Source organism: Larkinella knui (genome assembly GCF_003858645.1).
GTDB lineage: Bacteria > Bacteroidota > Bacteroidia > Cytophagales > Spirosomataceae > Larkinella > Larkinella knui.
Genome location: NZ_RQJP01000005.1, coordinates 502118 through 521089 on the forward strand (window position 1 = coordinate 502118; position 18972 = coordinate 521089).

The 18972-nt window shown below is 50.1% G+C and carries 23 protein-coding genes; 10 read left to right on the forward strand and 13 right to left on the reverse strand.

Annotated elements, in window-relative coordinates; translation table 11 throughout:
- Positions 1 to 67: 67 nt before the first annotated feature.
- Complete coding sequence (locus EHT87_RS24350) at positions 68 to 721, forward strand: DUF4136 domain-containing protein (RefSeq protein WP_124909275.1); 654 nt, start codon at positions 68 to 70, stop codon at positions 719 to 721.
- A gap of 81 nt (positions 722 to 802) precedes the next feature.
- Positions 803 to 1474, forward strand: coding sequence for a hypothetical protein (locus EHT87_RS24355; protein WP_124909276.1), 672 nt, complete (start codon positions 803 to 805; stop codon positions 1472 to 1474).
- A gap of 48 nt (positions 1475 to 1522) precedes the next feature.
- Here the strand turns inward: EHT87_RS24355 and EHT87_RS24360 are convergent, their stop codons facing one another.
- The 3 genes from EHT87_RS24360 to rpsU all read right to left on the reverse strand — a co-directional run bounded on the left by EHT87_RS24360 (position 1523) and on the right by rpsU (position 3484).
- Positions 1523 to 2260 carry an EboA domain-containing protein gene (locus tag EHT87_RS24360; RefSeq protein ID WP_185716343.1) on the reverse strand — a complete coding sequence of 246 codons (738 nt, stop codon included), beginning with the start codon at positions 2258 to 2260 and terminating at the stop codon, positions 1523 to 1525.
- A gap of 36 nt (positions 2261 to 2296) precedes the next feature.
- Complete coding sequence (locus tag EHT87_RS24365) at positions 2297 to 3184, reverse strand: tyrosine-type recombinase/integrase (protein WP_124909277.1); 888 nt, start codon at positions 3182 to 3184, stop codon at positions 2297 to 2299.
- A gap of 102 nt (positions 3185 to 3286) precedes the next feature.
- Complete coding sequence (gene rpsU / locus EHT87_RS24370; RefSeq protein WP_114404259.1) at positions 3287 to 3484, reverse strand: 30S ribosomal protein S21; 198 nt, start codon at positions 3482 to 3484, stop codon at positions 3287 to 3289.
- Positions 3485 to 3747: 263 nt separating this feature from the next.
- On the opposite strand from rpsU, the gene EHT87_RS24375 reads away from it, so the two are divergent.
- From EHT87_RS24375 to EHT87_RS24390, 4 genes are all read left to right on the forward strand, one after another.
- On the forward strand, positions 3748 to 4695 hold the full coding sequence (locus tag EHT87_RS24375) for a Ppx/GppA phosphatase family protein (RefSeq protein WP_124909278.1): 948 nt from the start codon (positions 3748 to 3750) through the stop codon (positions 4693 to 4695).
- Entirely contained in the window at positions 4688 to 5116 is a 429-nt protein-coding gene (locus EHT87_RS24380) for a MarR family winged helix-turn-helix transcriptional regulator (RefSeq protein ID WP_229321318.1), read from the forward strand. The genes EHT87_RS24375 and EHT87_RS24380 overlap by 8 nt, the downstream gene beginning before the upstream one ends.
- Positions 5117 to 5125: 9 nt before the next feature.
- Positions 5126 to 5572, forward strand: a complete 447-nt coding sequence (locus EHT87_RS24385) for a DinB family protein (RefSeq protein ID WP_124909279.1) — start codon at positions 5126 to 5128, stop codon at positions 5570 to 5572.
- A gap of 116 nt (positions 5573 to 5688) precedes the next feature.
- Complete coding sequence (locus tag EHT87_RS24390; RefSeq protein WP_124909280.1) at positions 5689 to 6180, forward strand: PaaI family thioesterase; 492 nt, start codon at positions 5689 to 5691, stop codon at positions 6178 to 6180.
- Between the two features lie 138 nt (positions 6181 to 6318).
- Here the strand turns inward: EHT87_RS24390 and EHT87_RS24395 are convergent, their stop codons facing one another.
- Positions 6319 to 7071, reverse strand: a complete 753-nt coding sequence (locus tag EHT87_RS24395; protein ID WP_124909281.1) for an SDR family NAD(P)-dependent oxidoreductase — start codon at positions 7069 to 7071, stop codon at positions 6319 to 6321.
- Between the two features lie 194 nt (positions 7072 to 7265).
- Here EHT87_RS24395 and EHT87_RS24400 point away from each other — a divergent pair, with 194 nt between their 5' ends.
- On the forward strand, positions 7266 to 8414 hold the full coding sequence (locus EHT87_RS24400) for a dipeptidase (protein WP_229321319.1): 1149 nt from the start codon (positions 7266 to 7268) through the stop codon (positions 8412 to 8414).
- Position 8415: 1 nt separating this feature from the next.
- On the opposite strand, the gene EHT87_RS24405 is transcribed toward EHT87_RS24400, so the two are convergent.
- The 9 genes from EHT87_RS24405 to sufC all read right to left on the reverse strand — a co-directional run bounded on the left by EHT87_RS24405 (position 8416) and on the right by sufC (position 15448).
- Positions 8416 to 9945, reverse strand: coding sequence for a capsule assembly Wzi family protein (locus tag EHT87_RS24405; RefSeq protein ID WP_124909283.1), 1530 nt, complete (start codon positions 9943 to 9945; stop codon positions 8416 to 8418).
- Positions 9946 to 10099: 154 nt separating this feature from the next.
- The gene (locus EHT87_RS24410; protein ID WP_124909284.1) at positions 10100 to 10525 is read right to left on the reverse strand and encodes a BrxA/BrxB family bacilliredoxin; all 426 of its coding nucleotides are present in this window, start codon (positions 10523 to 10525) and stop codon (positions 10100 to 10102) included.
- A 144-nt stretch (positions 10526 to 10669) separates the two neighbouring features.
- Positions 10670 to 10981: an SUF system Fe-S cluster assembly protein gene (locus tag EHT87_RS24415; protein ID WP_124909285.1), complete on the reverse strand. Its 312-nt coding sequence runs from the start codon at positions 10979 to 10981 to the stop codon at positions 10670 to 10672.
- An 11-nt stretch (positions 10982 to 10992) separates the two neighbouring features.
- Positions 10993 to 11442, reverse strand: a complete 450-nt coding sequence (locus EHT87_RS24420; protein ID WP_124909286.1) for a SufE family protein — start codon at positions 11440 to 11442, stop codon at positions 10993 to 10995.
- A gap of 71 nt (positions 11443 to 11513) precedes the next feature.
- Positions 11514 to 11729 carry a type II toxin-antitoxin system RelE/ParE family toxin gene (locus EHT87_RS24425; RefSeq protein WP_229321321.1) on the reverse strand — a complete coding sequence of 72 codons (216 nt, stop codon included), beginning with the start codon at positions 11727 to 11729 and terminating at the stop codon, positions 11514 to 11516.
- Positions 11726 to 11926, reverse strand: coding sequence for a hypothetical protein (locus EHT87_RS24430; protein ID WP_124909287.1), 201 nt, complete (start codon positions 11924 to 11926; stop codon positions 11726 to 11728). The genes EHT87_RS24425 and EHT87_RS24430 overlap by 4 nt, the downstream gene beginning before the upstream one ends.
- Positions 11927 to 11944: 18 nt before the next feature.
- Positions 11945 to 13183 (reverse strand): cysteine desulfurase, encoded by a 1239-nt coding sequence (locus tag EHT87_RS24435; protein ID WP_124909288.1) that lies wholly within the window; start codon positions 13181 to 13183, stop codon positions 11945 to 11947.
- A 90-nt stretch (positions 13184 to 13273) separates the two neighbouring features.
- Positions 13274 to 14596, reverse strand: coding sequence for a Fe-S cluster assembly protein SufD (sufD, locus tag EHT87_RS24440; protein WP_124909289.1), 1323 nt, complete (start codon positions 14594 to 14596; stop codon positions 13274 to 13276).
- 96 nt (positions 14597 to 14692) lie between these two features.
- Entirely contained in the window at positions 14693 to 15448 is a 756-nt protein-coding gene (gene sufC / locus EHT87_RS24445) for a Fe-S cluster assembly ATPase SufC (protein ID WP_124909290.1), read from the reverse strand.
- A gap of 188 nt (positions 15449 to 15636) precedes the next feature.
- On the opposite strand from sufC, the gene EHT87_RS24450 reads away from it, so the two are divergent.
- The 3 genes from EHT87_RS24450 to EHT87_RS24460 all read left to right on the forward strand — a co-directional run bounded on the left by EHT87_RS24450 (position 15637) and on the right by EHT87_RS24460 (position 18852).
- The gene (locus EHT87_RS24450) at positions 15637 to 17100 is read left to right on the forward strand and encodes an arginine deiminase family protein (protein WP_124909291.1); all 1464 of its coding nucleotides are present in this window, start codon (positions 15637 to 15639) and stop codon (positions 17098 to 17100) included.
- A gap of 17 nt (positions 17101 to 17117) precedes the next feature.
- Complete coding sequence (gene ctlX / locus EHT87_RS24455; protein ID WP_124909292.1) at positions 17118 to 18047, forward strand: citrulline utilization hydrolase CtlX; 930 nt, start codon at positions 17118 to 17120, stop codon at positions 18045 to 18047.
- A 361-nt stretch (positions 18048 to 18408) separates the two neighbouring features.
- A complete protein-coding gene (locus EHT87_RS24460; RefSeq protein WP_124909293.1) occupies positions 18409 to 18852 on the forward strand; it encodes a MarR family winged helix-turn-helix transcriptional regulator in 444 nt (147 codons plus the stop codon).
- The last annotated feature ends 120 nt before the right edge of the window (positions 18853 to 18972 follow it).

Here is an 18972-nt window from a genome sequence, read left to right on the forward strand (position 1 = left end):
TGACTAGACGCGGTGCTTTTATCGTTATTTAAGTAAAAACTAAGTTGTACTATTTCATTCAGTAATCATGAAAGCTGTATTTCGGATCCTACTGTGGGCAAGCATAAGTGGCGGAATTGGAGGTGGAATCAGTTCCTGCCGACCCGACCCAATCGATAACCTGACACCCGAAGAAAGCCAGGTTTTTATTACCAATCACGACCGATCGGTCAACTTTGCCAACTACCGCACGTTCAGTTTGCCGGATTCGGTTGTGGAAGTGGTCAACGACCAGCAGCGTGTATCGATGGCGGGCATGGAGCCGCAGTTTCTGGATCGTCTGGCGCAGGAACTGACCAGCCGGGGCTATCAGCGGGTGAGCCGGAATGCCAATCCTGATCTGGGCGTTGCCGTTCTGCGGATCAACAACAGTTATCTGGGCGTGACATCGATGCCGTATTCGCCCTATTACCTCGATTATTGGGGCTACGGCGGTTTAGGTGGTTTAGGCGGTTATGGCTATGGATACGGTTATCCGAGCTATTATTCATTTTACGAGGTCAGTGATACCTATTGGATGATTCAGCTGGTTGATTTGCGGAATCCGAACCGAACCGACCAGAAGCTGAACGTGATCTGGCAAGCCCAGATTCGCGGCAGCGGTATTTTTGACGAAACTTCCGTCAATTCCATCCTTTCAAACGTGTTTCAACAGTCGGCATACCTGCGGACCAATCAATGATGAATAAAGAGCAAGGAGCCGGGACGAGACACAACCGATAAACCGGTCCTTGTCTCTTTACGCTCTAATCTTCTAACAGTCATGAAAAAGAGAATCTTATTTAGCGTAATCGGGCTGATCTGGGCGTTGGGAGCGATGGCTCAGACGGATGCCGAACAGGAAGATCAATCCAAAAGCTTCACGAATTCGCTCTACGAACGTTTTGTGTCCGGTCGGGCCACGGTTTTCTACGGGGTTGGTTTGCCAATGGGCAGCCAGCAGAACTATATGGACAAGGTCGGGACGCGCAACTTCGCGGTGGCCATTGAAGCCATGTTTCCGGGGCGGTTTTCGGTCGGCGGGCGCATCGGACAGCAGTACAGCAGTGAACGGTTGCCGCGTCAGACGTATACGTTTGATGATGGGTCGGAAGTCTCGGCGGTGCAAACCCGGGCGCTAACGGTGGTGCCCCTGCTGGCCATCGGATCGGTGTATCTGAACGATATTACGGCCGTTGTCCGGCCGTATGTCCAACTCGGAGCCGGTGGTGCGTATGTCGATTATGCCAAGTACTACGGAACCCTGGTCGATCAGAAAACCGGTGTTCGGGGAGCGCTGGCACCGGCCGTGGGGGCCAAGTTTCAGTTTGGAAAGAATAATAACCTCGGCGGTGAAATCCAGGCGCAGTATCAGCACGTCTTTTTTAAGTATAACGAGCTTAAAAACAGCTCGAATCTGCTGTTCTCCGTCGGTTTATCGTATCGCTGGCTGTAACATACCCACGAACTTTAGTCCGTGTTTATTAAACTCAAAGAACACGGACTAAAGTCCGTGGGTACTGAATAACGTTTCCAATTCCGCCCGGTTTGCTTCCGTCACGAACGGTTTTACCAGCGTCCAGAGTTCGGGATGAATGCTGCGTCCGGCCGCCCGCCGTTCCTGCGCATAATCAACGGCAATCCGCGCCAGGCTGGAGTTGGCTCGTTCCTGAAAACCGATGATCTGGTCGACGGGTTTGTCACTAAAAAATGCCTTCATGACGAGCTGGTTCCAGGCCGGTTCGTCCAGTTGTTCGGCCGGGTAGGGATTGTGCAGCATGAGGGCGTCCTGAACCGGGGCAATGTTGCTCCGCACAGCTTCGGTGGCCTGAAACCGCCAGTGTTCGGGAAATTGCAGGACGGGCAGGGCCGAATACAAAGCCGCCAGTTCGTTCATTTCGGCCGCTTTGAACAGGTTTTCGATGGTGCTGAAATAAACCGCCTGATCGTCGGACGACAGCTGGAGGAGCCACCAAACCCGCGCCAGCCGGTCGAGCGTCCAGCCTTCAACCGAAAAGCCGTCGCGTAATGCTTTTATTTCCTGCGCTTTTTCGGACGATACCGTAAGCGTCTGTTTGCCGACAAAACGCGGAATGGCGGTGAAAACACGGTAAAAAACCGCTTGCGTGGGTTGATGCTGGTAGGCGTCGGCCTGCTGAGTCAGGTACGCAACGGCTTTTTCGGCATTGGGTTGCAGCCGGATCAGGTCAAGCAGGGTGTCGGAAAGTGCTGAAGAATTCATGCCGTAAAAGTAGTAAGCAGATTGAAACCACCCAACTTACCCGGCCTTCGGATGGGCCTGATTATACGCTTTCTTCAATTTATCGATGGTGGTGTGCGTGTAGATTTGCGTAGCGGCCAGACTGCTGTGGCCCAGCAAATCCTTGATGGCGTTCAGATCGGCGCCCCGATTTAGCAGGTGCGTCGCATAAGTATGCCGCAGAACGTGCGGACTTCGCTTTTCCAGCGTCGTCACCAGACCCAGATACCGCTTTACAATCCGCTGAATCAGAACCGGATACGCTTTAACGCCCTGGTCGCTCAGAATCAGATAAACCGGGTCGGCTTTCGGGCCAAATTCCGTTTCCTTCGTTTGCTGGTAATGCTGAATCAGGGCGAACAGCGGATTCGGTACCGGAATGATCCGGTGCTTATTGCGCTTGCCTAAAACCGTAATGGTTTTTTCGTAGAGATTCACATCGGTCATTTTGAGCCCCACCAGTTCGGCCAGACGAATCCCGGTTCCGTAGAGTAATTCGAGCACCAGTTTGTCGCGCAACCCCTTGAAGTCGTCCGGAAAGTCGACGTCATCCAGCAAGGTTTCCATGGGTTTTTCTTCGACAAAAACCGGAATTTTTTTGCTGGTTTTCAGCGCCGAAACTTTCAGCATCGGATCGGTGTCAATCACTTTCCGGCGCAGCATGAAATCAAAAAAACTCCGCAACGTAGCAATTTTCCGATTGACCGATGTCTTATCCAAACCGGTTTCGACCAGACTGACAATCCATGAGCGAATCATCTGAAAGGTCGCATTCTCGGGTTTTTCCAGCTCATACTGACTTTTTAAATACGTCTGAAACTGGTCGATGTCAATGCGATAGGCCGTCAGGGTGTGGTGGCTCAGGCGTTTCTCGTAGCGAATGTGTTCAAGGAAAAGCGAAACCATAGGAGCGTTGAGAATAGGAATACAGGACCAAGATACCATAAAAAAAGCAGTAAGCGAATGCCTACTGCCAACCCATGCTGTTGCCGAGATTTGGACTACAAACTATACTTCACTATTGCTGCCGTACATTTTTTCGCGGTAAACGGCTTTCAGAATTTCCTGACGACGTTTGATCGACGGTTTCTGGAAAGCAGTCCGGGAACGTAAAGCGCGCAATACGCCGGTTTTTTCAAATTTCTTCTTAAAGCGCTTGAGGGCTTTGTCAATTGACTCGTTTTCTTTGACGTTTATGATAAGCATATCCTGCAATTCGTTAATTTTCTGATACCAAACGGATTGCAAAGGTATGTTTCCGGAAGGAAAAAACCAATAGTTTTGCACGAAATGATTAACAATGAAATGAGTAGCTGGTTGAATAGGTTTGATGGTTGGAATGGTTAAAATGGTTGCATGGTTTAAGGATGGTTTTAATTGCTGGTAGCCTTTCAACCATTTTGCCCCTTTAACTCTTTTCAGCCATTTAAATTATCAAAACCATTCAGACCATCCATACCCTTCCTTGCATGAAACAGGCCGTTATTGACCTCGGAACGAATACCTTTCATTTAATGATTACAGACGCGGGTCAGACGCTTTTTCGGGAGAGCCGGCCGACAAAAATCGGGAAAGCCGGTATCAATCAGGGCGTTATCACCGACGAAGCCACGGAACGGGCCTTAACGGTTTTGCGGTATTTTCGGTCGGTCATCGATGACCATCACGTCCGGCCCGAAGCGGTCGTTGCAATCGGAACCAGCGCCATTCGAAATGCCGGGAATCAAGCTGAATTTATCGAACGGATCCGGCAGGAAACCGGTATTGCCATCCGCACGATTTCGGGCGATGAAGAAGCCGGTTACATTTATTCCGGCGTCCGGGCTGCGGGGGCGCTCGATGAGCAAATGGCGCTGGTGGTCGACATCGGTGGTGGCAGCGTCGAATTTATTTTGTGCACCGACCGACGGATTTACTGGAAACAAAGTTTCGAAATGGGCGGACAGCGGCTGCTGGAGCGGTTTATGGAAACCGACCCGATTAGTCAGACGGCGGTGAGTCGATTGAGCCGGTATTTTCAGGAGCAGTTATTGCCGCTCACGAATGCCGTTCATCAGTATGCGCCCGGTGTTCTGGTTGGTTCGTCGGGGTCGTTCGATACGCTGGTCGATCTGTACTTTATGCACGAAAAAGGGCAATTGCCGGATGCGCGCCAGACGGCTTTCGAGTTGCCCGTGCGTGAATTTTATCGGTCGTATGAACAACTTTTAACGCGAAACCACGCCGGGCGGATGCAACTGCCGGGCATGCTTGAATTGCGGGTCGATATGATTGTTGTGGGCGCTTGTCTGATCGATTATTTACTGCGGGCCTACGGGATTCAACAGATTCGGGTTTCAACGTTTTCGTTGAAAGAGGGCGTTTTAGCCGATCTTTCTCATTCTAAAGCGGAAAATCTTGGCAGAGAAAATGGATGAAACCTGTTCCCGGCACAACGATTTTTGCATTGCCGGGCGGTTGCGCATGCTTTCACGCGTGATCACATCGCTGTATAACGAAGCCTTTGCCGCTGAGGGCGTTACGTTTGCCCAGGCCAGTCTGCTCATGCAGATTTTCGGGGAACCGGGAATCCGGCAGATGACGTTATCCAAACGACTGCAGATCGAAAAATCGGCTTTGAGCCGGGATGTGCAGTTGTTGCAGCGCCACGGCTGGATCACCGATGCGGTTCGGGCGGGCTTGTTTCTAACCGAGACGGGAAAGCAGGTGGCCGGGCGCTGTCAGACTCGCTGGAAAGCGATGCACGAACAGGTTGGCGGGCAATTGGGCCCGGAGGCCGTAGAGGCACTGGCGCAGATTTCAAACCAGATTTTAACGTTAAAAATCGACCGGAACTGACCGCTAGTTATGCAAACCGACTTGATCCGCCAACTTTGGAAAACCCACCAGCAGGCCCTGGCAGGGCCGTTAAGTAAACTATCGGACGACAACCGCCGGAATCGACTCACTCCCGAAACGGCCTCCGCCGGTTTTATTGCGCTCCACATTGCCGAAACTATGCTCACCTTTTCCCGCCCGCTGTTTGGGACAAAAATTGACTTTCAGCCGCAGACACTGCGCGCTGAGGATGAAGGGAAAGAAATCGGAATCCCGTACATTCGCAGTTTGCTTGGGCAGGCGCAGGAAGCGGTAACAACGGCCATCGGCGAAACTTCCGAAGTGCAATGGAACGAGGTGGTTCATTTACCCTGGGGCGAGGTCACCCGTTTTCAGGGCCTGGTGTTTATGATGCACCACAATTCCTACCACATCGGCCAGCTGATGCAGGCCATGAAGAAAGGAAAGACGAATTAATAAGTTTACGGTTTACGGTATTCAGTTTACGGTGGCTGACGCATGCCAGCTAACGCGTCAGCCACCGTAAACTGTAAACCGAATACCCATTTAAAAATCCCCAACACAATTATCCAATGGCAGCAGACGAAAGAGAACGATCGTATAACTGGGAAGATCCCATGCAGGGCGCACAGGCCGCCAAAACCATGTCTGGACTGGAGTATTTACAAAGCATTCTGGATGGTGTCAACCCGCTTCCGCCCATTTGCCAGACCCTGGACTTTGATCCGGTGGCGATGGAAGATGGAAAAGCGGTTTTTAGCGTCATTCCGTCCGAATTCCACTATAATCCCATTGGCGTCGTACACGGCGGTTTGTTGAGTACCCTCTGCGACTCCGCCATGGGCTGTGCCATTCACACCAAACTGGCGGCTGGCGTGGGCTACACCACGCTTGAACTGAAAGTGAACCTGGTCCGGCCGGTGACCTCGAAAACCGGCCGGCTGATCTGTACCGGAAGCGTCATTCACGTCGGTCGCAGCGTTGCCACTGCCGAAGCACGGGTCGAAGACGAACAGGGCAAACTCTACGCCCACGCGACGTCGACGTGCATGATTTTAAAGTAAATTTTAGGTTTTGATGATTGAAGGATGGTTGGAATGGGTAAAAATGGTTGGATGGCTGACGGCATCTTTAACCATTCTTAGCCATCCCAACCACAGTTCAGCCATTTAGCCGTTCTTAGCCATTCAACCATCAACACCTCATTTCCGGTAGATCGTCGTGGCTGCGGCCTGGGCGGAAGCCAGAATCGTCATGTCGGCGATGGTTACGTGGGGCGGAGCGGTGACGGCATAGACGACGGCGTCGGCAATGTCGGTGGCGGTTAAGGGCGAGAAGCCTTCGTAAATCTTGGCGGCCCGGGCTTCGTCCCCTTTGAAACGAACCAGCGAAAATTCGGTTTCGACGGCACCGGGGGCAATGTTGGTTATTCTAATGCCGTGCTGGGTCAAATCCAGCCGCATGCCTGTGCTCAGGGCTTCGACAGCGGCTTTGGAGGCACAGTATACGCCCCCGTTGGCGTAGGTCTGTTTTCCGGCAATGGAACTGATGTTGACGATGTGACCGCGGCCGTTTGCTACCATTCCCGGCGAAACCGCTCGGGTAACATACAGCAATCCCTTTACATTGCCGTCGATCATGGCATCCCAGTCGTCAACGTCGCCCTCGTGAATCGGCCCCATTCCGTGGGCATTGCCGGCGTTATTGATCAGAATGTCGACGGTTTTCCAATCGTCAGGCAGGGAAGCGATGGCGGTTTCGACAGCGGCCCGATCGCGGACATCGAAATTGAGCGTATAGCATGCCGAGTTCTGGCCGAGCGACTGTTGTAATTCGTCCAGCCGCTCCTGTCGGCGTCCACATAAAATCAGCCGGTAGTTCAATTTTGAAAAAGCAGTGGCGATGGCAAGACCAATGCCGGAAGTGGCACCGGTGATGAGGGCAGTTGGGGTCATGTGGTTACTGGTTTGTTAAAAAATCAATTTTTGAAGACGCTGAAGGCCAGCAGAAACAGATCCGCGAACCGTCTCTCAGCCGATTTCAGTGGCGATAATAGCACTATTTTCGCTATTCTTTTCTAACTTGGGATTTAGACCAATTGTTGATGAACCCCATTCTTTCTTTAGTTCTGCTGCTTACTATCTTTTTCATGCCTTCCGATCGCCTGACCCGGAAAGCCCATAAAATTCACCAGCGCATTCTTACGCTCGATACCCACGCCGACGCACCGATCAACATGGTGAAAGACGGTTTTGACGTTGGCGAGCGCCACGACCGGGTGCGTGATAAATCGCAAATCGACTTTCCCCGCATGAAAGAAGGCGGTATGGACGCCATGTTTTTTGCGGTTTATCTGGCGCAGGGACCCCGCACGCCGGAGGGCCACGCGGAAGCAAAAGCGAAAGCACTGGCGATTTTTAAACGTATCGATGCCGCTCTGAAAAAACACCCCGATCTGGCCGAACTGGCCACAACACCCGACGATGCCTACCGAATCAAGAAAGCCGGTAAACGGGCGGTATTTATCGGGATGGAAAACGGCTATCCGGTGGGCGAAGATTTGGCGATGCTGAAAACCTACTACGACCTGGGGTGCCGCTACATTACGCTGGCCCACTTTGCCAATAACGCCATTTGCGACTCCGCTACCGACCCCGATGGGCCGCTTCACAACGGATTGAGTGATTTTGGAAAGAAAGTGGTTCCGGAAATGAACCGGCTGGGTATTCTGATCGATATTTCTCACGTTTCCGATAAATCATTCTACGACGCGCTGGCGTTATCGAAAGCGCCTTTAATTGCTTCCCATTCCAATGTCCGTGCGCTTTGCAATTTTCCGCGGAACATGACCGATGAAATGATTAAAGCACTGGCGGCCAAAGGAGGAGTGATCCAGGTAAATTTTGTGAGCGATTACCTCCGGAAACCGTCCGATGAACACCGCCAGGCCTTAAATTCCGTCCGGATGTCGGGCGTGGGGCGGGTCGTAACGCCGGAGATGCGGACACGGCTCGATGCCAAGGAGGATTCGATCCAGAAGCGGTATGCTTACGAGCGGGCGAGCGTTTCGGACATTGTCAAACACATCGACTACATTGTCCGGTTGGTGGGCATCGACCACGTCGGCATTGGCAGCGATTTCGACGGGGGCGGGGGCGTCAACGGTCTGGAAGACGTTAGCCAGATCGAAGCCTTGACGCTTGAACTGGTTCGAAAAGGCTACTCGGAACAGGCTATTGCCAAGATCTGGGGCGGTAATTTGCTGCGGGTTCTGGGGCAGGCCAAAGTGGTGCAATAGCTCAAAGGAATCCGACCGGTTTTTTGGGAATTCGGGCGTGTGATGTTTGCCAGATGGTTTTGCGCAAACTGATAAAACCGCCCGTGGCATTCTCATAGAGCTGCCCCGAATCAACGGCAACCGCAGCCGTTAGCCAACAACCTCCCAGCCACGGTACCGGCAACCCGAGTTGTACAATGGACGAAAATTGCGTTGGCGAACCGGGTAACGGTGTCTGGTAAGTGCCCCGGTTGCGGCTGTAGGAGAACTTACCGACCAGTTCCACCTGCTGGGCGATGGTCGCACTCAGCCCGACGTGCGTTGCCTGCACGCGGTTATTGTTAACAACATAGCCAATTTGATACGCTGGCTTGGCGTCTGCTAAACGGGTCATAAAGGGGGTGCCAATCACCCGGTCGCGGTAAATCCAGCCTTCCTTGTATTGGGAGTTGTTAAAATAATTATCGCCGGCGATGCCAAACGATAAGCTTTTTTTAGAAGGCGGGCCGCTTTGATAGACTGAAGACAGCACCTCCAGGACGAGTGTATTCAGGTGGAATACCGCTTTTGACCGCTTGCTGGTTCGGAGCCGGATACCGTATAAGCCATCCGGAAAGTTCTGAAAGACAATTCCCGTCAAATCTTCGAAGGGATGCTGGTGGTAGAACATCAGATTGATTCTCTTGAACAGCAACTCCGTGCCAAAGTCATAATGGCCTACGTGATTACCGTATAAATTGACATAGTCGTAAGCCGTGATGCGAGGATTATTGGCCCCGTTGGTCCGAATGGCAAAAGCTACATTGGGAAAATCACTCAGTCGACTGGGCAGTTGGCCGTTTACCGCCAGTGCGGGAGAAAGAAAATCCGACCGGCCTCCCCACTGGGCATTCTTGAGTCCTCCACCGTAAAAGCGAACCGGCCACGACGGTTTGCCGATCCGCAGCATAAACTGAAACTGGTGCAGGTAGGAACCCTGCACAAACGGGGTGTTGGCAAACCATCCGTGCGAAAACAGGCTGCTGATGGCCACCGTACCCCGGCGACCGAGGGGCGCAAAGCCCCGGGTGCCGAGCTGGATTCGGGGGAGCGGCAGGGAATTTCCGGACCAGCTGTGTGAACCCGACGAAAGGCTGGAGTCGACCAGGCCGATGGATTCCCGTCGGCGTCCGATGACCAGTTCGATGCGTCGGTGGGTTAGTTTTACATACGCTTCCGGCAGCAGAATTTGATTGGTTTTTCCGGCATTACCAACTCCCTCCGCGGTATAGGATAGCGTCCATTCCCGACCGGGATGGGTAAAAGACCGGACCGAGGTTGTATCGGTCAGCAGCAGAGATCCCTGAATGCCGAGCCGCAAGGTTCCGGCGGGAGCCGATAAAGGAATAATTCCATATTGATTGGACCTCATCCAGAACGGTGTTCGTTCGGCGGTTGAGCCGAAAGCCCCTATTTCCGCGAAGCCAAAAGCCTGGTGAGGAGATGAATGTTGAGCGAAAGCCGAAATTGAAAAAAGGTGACAGAGAATGGCTAGACAGTAGAGTTGTTTCATATCACAAAAAAATACAACTATCTACTATTTTGCAATTTTGATTATATCTTTAATGACTATATTCGTATAGTTTAATATTGGTCTGTTTTTCTGGGGTATTAAAAAGACCACTAGCAAAAACGCTAGTGGTCTTTTTAATACAAAACAAAGTCGATTAGGCCTTTTCGCAGAACTCTTCGAAAGCCATTTCCAGGTGCTGAGCGATCATTTGCGCTGAACGCCCTTCGATATGGTGCCGTTCGATAAAATGCACCAGCTCACCGTCTTTAAAAATACCGATTGCCGGTGATGACGGAGGATAAGGCAGCAGGTATTCGCGCATCCGGGCCGTGGCTTCAAAATCGACACCGGCAAAAACCGTCACCAGTTTATCGGGTTTGATACCGCTCAGGTTCAAAGCCGCTTTGACACCCGGACGAGCCGCTCCGGCCGCGCATCCGCAAACCGAGTTGACAACGACCAGCATAGTGCCTTCGGCATTTTCCATTACCTCGTCGACTTTCTCGGCGGTATTCAGGTCCTCAAAACCGACACTAAGCAGGTCGTCCTTCATCGGGGCGACTAAATGTGGAGGATACATTGTATTGAGTTTTAAAGTTTATAGTAAATCGTTATCCTAATGAATAAGGGCTCAAGGGCTGGATGGTTGAAAAGGTTAAGATTGCGATCCGACATTCAACCCCTGATTAACCGGTTAACCACAACCACCCCTTAACCGTTCATTCTACATAAAGCCTAATTCCAGCTTGGCTACCTCCGACATCATTTCGGTGGTATAGGGTGGGTCGAACGTTAGCTCGACGCTTACATCATTAACGCCTTCAATGGCCCGCACTTTGGCTTCGATCTCGCTCGGAATGGTTCCGGCCGAGGGGCAGGAAGGCGACGTCAGCGTCATCAAAATGTAGACGTTATTGACCGGGAATATTTTAATTTCGTAGATTAACCCCAACTCGTACACATCCACGGGAATTTCCGGATCGTAGACGTCTTTCAGGGCTTTTACCACTTCTTCTTTCAGTTCTTCATCATTCATGACCTTGTCGATTAAATCGTTGACCGCTCGGCGGCCTGGTTCGTACCGATGTGGGCTGCGGAAAACTGCTTCATTTGCTGAATCATCGAAGCCAGCCCGCCCGCACGTCGGGAGGTTACTAAAGTACTCAACCCAATCCGGTCGATAAAATACAGATTGGCATTGGCAATGTCTTCGGCTTTTTCGTCCGACAAAATCCGGATCAACAAGCTCACCAGCCCTTTGCTGATCTGGGCCGTCGGTTCGCTGTCGGCTTCGAAATGGACGGTGTCGCCCCGCATCTCGGCGTGCAGCCACACCTTCGACTGACATCCCCGAATCAGATTCTCATCTGTCTGGAATTGCGCCGGCATGGGCGGTAATTTCTTCCCGATATCGATGATATACTGCGTCTTATCGAGCTGATCGTCAAAGAGATCGAAGTCTTCGATAATTTCGTCCTGTTTCTCGTTGATGGTCATATTTATAACTTACCCAAAGGTCGGCCCATGGGACGAATTGCAACTATTTTAATGACTTCATCCTGATAAGTCTATACCAGTCTATAACGGCCCACAACTACTTCACGGATGAATGAAATGTAAAACTCAGGTACCTTTCTTCCCATTTCCGGAAAGTCCGTAATTAGCTTTAACTTATTTTCTAATTCGTCTGCCCAGTCATCTGCCAGAACAGGAGCTTCATCAAGTAAATAAGAATAAATATCCTTGACTTCTTCTTTTGCTTCAGCACTCCAAGCTATGATCACTGCTTTTTCAGTGCTCTAAGTTCCTGCATAACTTGCTCATGAGCAATTACTTCACCTCTTTCAATCTGCTGCAAACCCCGTTCGACGCGCTGTATAAATAAGATTCGTTCAATTAGATCATTAGCCGTAACGTCTTCGGGTAAATCCTGAAAACTGTTGATTACCTGACTCTTTTTCAGTGTTACTTCCGTAATCATGATTGAAATACGTTAAGATTAGAGCATCATCTTTTTGACCCTTAGTAAACCCTGTACCAGCCGGTCGATCTCCTCTTTCGTGTTGTAAACCGCAAAGGAGGCCCGGGTGGTTCCCGTCAGGTTAAACCGGCGCATCAGCGGCTGGGTGCAGTGGTGGCCCGTTCGGACGGCAATGCCCTGCTGGTCGAGAATGACGCCCGTATCCTGGTGGTGAATCCCATCCAGCACAAAGGATACAACGCTGATTTTCTCGGCACTTTGACCAATTATTCGCAAACCGTCGATGCTTCCAAGTGCTTCCGTAGCGTATTCGAGCAGGCTGTGTTCATAAGCCGCCACGTTTTTTTTGCCGAGTGTATCGATGTAGTCCAATGCCGCATAAACCGCAATCACATCGGCGATATTGGGCGTACCGGCTTCAAATTTATAGGGCAGATCGTTGTAGGTGGTTTTTTCGAAGGTAACCTCCTTGATCATTTCGCCACCACCCCGCCAGGGCGGCATCGCATCCAGCAGATTGCGTTTGCCGTATAGAACGCCCATACCGGTCGGGCCATACAGTTTGTGCGCCGAAAAGACGTAAAAATCAGCATCCAGCGCCTGAACATCGATGTCGATGTGCGAACTGGCCTGCGCCCCGTCAATCAGCACTTTCGCACCAACGGCGTGTGCTTTTTCGATGAGGATTTTGACCGGGTTGATCGTTCCCAGGGCATTTGAAACGTGCACCACCGAGACGAATTTGGTCCGTTCAGAAAGCAATTTTTCGTATTCTTCCAGAATCAGATCGCCCTCATCATCAATGGGGATTACCTTCAGTACGCAGCCTTTTTCTTCACACAGCATCTGCCACGGAACGATGTTCGAATGGTGTTCCATCGTGCTGATGATGATTTCATCCCCTTCTTTCAAAAACCGCCGTCCGTAGGTCTGGGCCACCAGGTTAATACCGTCCGTGGTGCCATACGTAAAAATAATTTCTTCGACATGGGCTGCGTTCAGGAATTGCTGGATGGCCCGGCGCGATGCTTCAAACGCCGACGTGGCCTTCTCGGCCAGCGTATGAATGCCCCGGTGAATGTTGGCGTTGTAGCCTTCATAATACCGAGTCAGTGCGTTGAGGACGGGCAGCGGTTTTTGCGTCGTGGCCGCGTTATCAAAATAAACCAGCTGCCGCCCGTTCACAACCTGATCGAGAATCGGGAAATCCCGGCGAATGGCTTCTATATCAAGAATCTCGTGTGTCGCAGTTTCCATAAAGAAGTAAGAATGAAGAGTTAAAAGTTAAGAGTTAAGAGTTGGCTTATGCATTTAACTAACTCATGACTCTTAACTCATACTTCTTAATTATCGGGCGAGTTTGGCCTGAATCCGGCGCTCGATTTGCTCGCGGAGCGGATCAATTTTAATTTTCTTAATGACATCTTCCGCAAAAGCGAACATCAGCAGCGACTGGGCTTCCACTTTCGGAATACCGCGTGACCGGAGGTAAAACAAGGCCTCTTCGTCCAGTTTACCGGTTGTCGTACCGTGCGAACATTTGACGTCGTCGGCAAAAATTTCCAGTTGCGGTTTGGTGTTCATGGTGGCATCGTTCGACAACACCACATTCTTGCACGATTGGTAGGCGTTGGTTTTCTGGGCATCCTGACGAACGAAAATCTTGCCGTTGAAGACGCCGGTCGCCCGGTCTTCCAGAATGCCTTTATACAATTCGTTGCTGTGGGAATTCGGCTTGCGGTGATCCACCAGCGTGTGGTTGTCGATGTGCTGGCGTCCGTTCGGAAAATACAAACCGTACATGTGTGCTTCGCAGTTGGAACCGTCGAGGGCAATGTTCAGGTTGTTGCGGATGAAACCGCCATCGAGCGTTACCGTGGCCGAATAAAAGTGGCTGCGGTCCTGCTGATACACCTGGGTGGTGCCGATGTGATAGGCCATGTCCGACTCGTTCTGGATCTTGTAATACTCCATCCGGGCATCTTCTGCCATCACAATCTCCGTTACCACATTGGTAAAACTGGCCTGATCGCCCAGCGTCCGGAACGATTCGGCCACCTTCACTTCCGCGTTTTTATCGACAATAAACAGGTTCCGTGGCTGGGAGGCCACATTTACCTGCCGGGCGTCGGACACAAAACGCAGAATGGTCGGCGCTTCCACAACCGTATTCGCCGGAACTTTAATAACCACACCTTCGTGCGCAAAAGCCGTATTCAGTGCCGTAAAAGCATTGTCCTGATAGTCTGCGTATTTGGCAAAATACTGGTTTAGTAAATCCGGCATGGTTTTCACCGCATCGGCCAGCGTAGTGATCGAAAGCTGGCTGGTGGGGCTAACAATTTTCGACAGCTGGGGCTGATAGCGGCCATTGACAAAGTAGAGAACATTGCCGTCTAAACGGGAGGATTCCAACAGAGCCAGGTCTTCCAGCGTTATCTCGGACGAGGCATTGAATTCGAATACCTCTTTAACTAAACTATTGACATTGGTGTATTTCCACTCTTCGTGCTTGACGGTTGGAAAGCCCAGACGGTCGAACTGGTTGAGGGCTTCGCGCCGGATTTGATGCAAAGCCGACTTGCTGGCACCGTTCATCCGCTCTTCCGAGGTCCGAAAATCTGCCAGTAGCTTGGATTTGAGATCGTTATTGGGCTGATTGGGAGTCATTCTTAATGAGTTATGAATGATGGATGATGAACGATGAATAATGAATTAACTGACGTAATCAATTCATCATCCATCGTTCATCATCCATCACTTATTTTAAACCGTTTCCACTTCTGCTTTGATCCAGTCGTAGCCTTTTTCTTCGAGTTCGAATGCCAGTTCTTTCGGGCCGGATTTCACAATGCGGCCTTTATAGAGAACGTGAACATAATCAGGAACAATATAGTCGAGCAGGCGCTGGTAGTGGGTAACCACGATGGTAGCCCGTTCGGGGGAACGCAGTTGGTTGACGCCCTCGGCCACGATCCGCAGCGCATCGATGTCCAGGCCGGAATCGGTTTCGTCCAGAATAGCTAATTTAGGCTCCAGCATGGCCATCTGGAAAATTTCATTCCGTTTCTTTTCACCGCCCGAAAATCCTTCGTTCAGGGAGCGGCTCAGCAGCGACTGGTCAATATTGACCAGTTTCATCTTTTCCTTCATCAGTTTCAGAAACTGAACGGCATCCAGTGATTCCTGACCGCGGTATTTCCGGATCTCATTCATGGCCGTTTTCAGAAAATTGGTGGTACTGACCCCCGGAATCTCAACCGGATACTGGAATGCCAGGAAAATACCTTCGGCGGCCCGCTCTTCGGGGGCCATTTCCAACAGGTCTTTCCCTTCAAAAATGACACTGCCGTCGGTTACGTCATAATCTTCGCGACCTGCCAGCACCGATGCCAGTGTGCTTTTTCCGGAGCCGTTGGGCCCCATAATCGCGTGTACTTCACCGGCTTTGACTTCCAGGTTAATACCTTTCAATATCTCTTTACTGCCAATAGATGCTTGTAAATTGCTAATAGTTAGCATAACAGGAGGTTAATTACTACTTAATTAAACTGCAAAGGTAATGGATGAAGCGATAGCTACACGATCAGGTAACAATTTAGACCCGTTAAAAGTTGACGCTCACTGCATTTCGTTAACGGAACGGACCCGGCTTTTTTTTTCACTACCCAAAGCCTTACCTTGCAACCTGAAGCAGTTTCCCCTTTTTTATGCAAAATGGTAATCATCCGGTCCGCACACAGGAAATCAGGGTAGCCTCCGAAGTCGGTTCGTTGAAACGGCTGTTGATTCACAGCCCCGACCGTGGGCTGGGCAAAGTAGTGCCATCCAAAGCGCAGGACTGGCTTTTCGAAGATATCGTTCATCTGGAAACGATGCGGAAAGATGAGTACGACTTCTACGTAAAAATTTTACTGTATTTTCTCGATCCGGATAAAATTCGCGGCAAACTTGCCTGGATCAGTACCGATCCGGAGCGCAATTTCTTCAAACCGGACCATCCGGATTATTTTCAGTCCGACGCCGTTATCGATCTTCAGTACCTGCTGACTGATATTTTGAAGGATGAGGTGATTCGTACCCGGTTAATTTCGGGCATTTGCGCCGTTGAGCGGTGTCGTTTCCACATTCAGAACCAGTTGTATGGATACGATCCCGTCGAATTGTCCAAAATTCTCATCTCCGGATCCTTGCCCGACCGGACGATGTTGTTTGCGCCACTGCCCAATCTTATCTTTACGCGTGACATTGGCATAGTTATTAATAGCCATATTTTGCTCAATAAACCCGCCAAACTGGCCCGCACCCGGGAGGCTTTTCTGGCGCAGTATATTTTTTTTTACCACCCGTTATTTAGTAAATACCGGGATAAGATTATTGAAATCCCCGATAATGAACATCATTTCTTATTGCCTGACAACGAGGTAAGTAACGATTATTCCCGCACGACACTCGAGGGGGGCGATGTGATGATGGTGGCTAAAAACCACCTGCTGATTGGGTGTAGCGAACGAACCACCCTCTATGCCGCCCAACAGGTGATTCGTTTGCTGTTCGATAAGAATGTGGTCGATAAAGTTACGATTGTCAAGATTCCCAAGAAGCGGGATTATATGCATATCGATACCATTTTTACGCAGGTAAAACGCAATATGTGGGTGCTGTTGGGCTCGCTGGGACGGGTGGGCGATGAGGCCAAAAAACGCGATCTGCTGCATTTCCTGGCCCCTAAAGATGTTCCGGAAGCATTGCGGATCATTCAGTTTACCAAAGGGGCTGAACACAAACCCGTTGAAATCGAAAACCTCGAGGACCTGCTGACCTCCATCAGCCGGGATGATCTGGGATGTTCGGAACCGGTGCAGTTTATTTATTCCGGCAACAACGAATTTCCGTTCGGGGCCCGTGAACAATGGACTGATTCTTGTAATCTGCTGGCTCTGAAAGACGGTGTGGTGATTGGATACGACCGGAACGACAAAACCCTGGAAGCCTTTCGCCAGGCTGGATTTGAAACGGTTCGGGCGGCCGACTTGCTGGAACGGTTTGAACGCGGAGAAGCCGATCCGGAAACAATTGAAAATACATTCATTATGCTACCATCGGCTGAACTGTCGAGGGCACGGGGCGGTTCTCACTGCATGAGTTTGCCCTTGTTACGTGCCGAGTTATAACCCAATTACCTAACCCTATGCAATCGCAGACGACTTCAAATCTATTAATGATCAGGCCCGTACGGTTTGGGTTTAATGAAGAAACCGCCGGGAGCAATGCATTTCAGGACCGCGAACTGGCGGCTAAAAACCGGGATGTTGCCCAGCAAAAGGCGCTGCGGGAGTTCGATGAAATGACGCATCAACTGATTTCCGCCGGAGTCAATGTCATTATTTATGACGATTTGCCGGAACCGTATACGCCTGATTCGATATTTCCCAACAACTGGGTGTCGTTTCATTACAGTGGCACGGTGGTTTTGTATCCCATGCAGGCACCAAACCGGCGGCTCGAACGGCGACTGGATATTATCGACGATCTCGCCAGAAATTACCACGTTGCCAAAATTATTGACCTGACGCATTTTGAGCAGGAGGGGAAATACCTCGAAGGAACCGGTAGTATGGTTTTGGACCGAATGAAGCGAATTGCCTACGCCTGTTTGTCACCCCGAACCGACGCCAGCGTTCTGGCCGAATTCAGCAAACAGACCGGCTATAGTGTCGTGACTTTTTCGGCGGTCGATCAGCTCGGCATACCGGTTTATCATACCAATGTCGTTATGTGTATCGGCGACGTTTTTGCTATCGTTTGTCTGTCGGCCATTGCCGACCCCGACGAGCGGCTGATGATCCGGCAGTCGCTGGTGAACAGCGGCAAACACGTGATTGATATTACGATGGAGCAGATGGCTCATTTTGCCGGAAATATGCTTTTGGTCACGTCCCGAAAAGGTCAAAAATTGCTCATTATGTCGACCCGGGCGTATAATTCGCTGTCGGCCCGGCAACAGGACGAATTGGACGATTTTGCTACTTTGTTCCATTTCGATTTGTCAACCATCGAAGCCAATGGCGGAGGATCGGCACGTTGTATGATGGCAGAAATTCACCTGCCTTCTAAATGATTTCGACTATCGATAAGAAAATCAGCGTTCAGCGTAACACGCAGGCTAGTAACTACCCGAAGTATCGTAGAGAAACCGGCGCTCTCTCTTTATAATAAGCTGAGAAAAGGAAATCTGAATAATTGTACATATCTTCTATTTTCTTGCATCTTTAGTACCGTTTAATAACTTAAATGTATCGACAAGTATTATTACTTTTTGATTTTTGTAAAAACTGTTGTCATTTGTGTTAATAAATTAGTAACAAAGAATCCGGCTTACTTTAAAAAACAATTGCTTTGACAAACTAATTTTAATTAAGTTCGTTATATTTACGAAACGGTAACATAAAAGTCTTTGAATTTTTAAAACCCTAGCAGTCATGATCGCAGAAAAAAAACGGATTTCAAAGTACAGTAGTTGCCTTAATTTTACGGCAAACGCATTAGCGAGAGTAATGACTAACATTTCCGACGATGAATTTGGTCGGTTGGGCCTAACCGCTTCCCACGCTTTTGTATTGAAAGAAGCTATCGAGAACCCCGGTATTCAGCCTAAAGAATTGAGTGGAGAGCTGCATTTGACGCCGTCGACCATTACCCGCCTGATTGAAAAACTTGAATTGAAAAAACTGGTTGAGCGGAAGATCGAGGGAAAACACACACTGGTTTATGCCACTGAAAAAGGCATCACGATGTTGCCCGATATCAAAAAAGCATGGGACAACCTGATGCGTCGTTATGCCGATATCCTGGGTGATGAAAGTTCACGCAAAATGACTGACATGCTTTATGGAGCCGTGAAAGCATTGGGTAAAGATTCATAATCGGGCCTGTTAAAACGGAAATAGGCTATTGATTGTGCAATCATATGTAACTTACATGCTCCCAAATAAGGCGTCTTTTTAAACAATTTTGATGATTGAATTGTAGAACTGATGTAATTA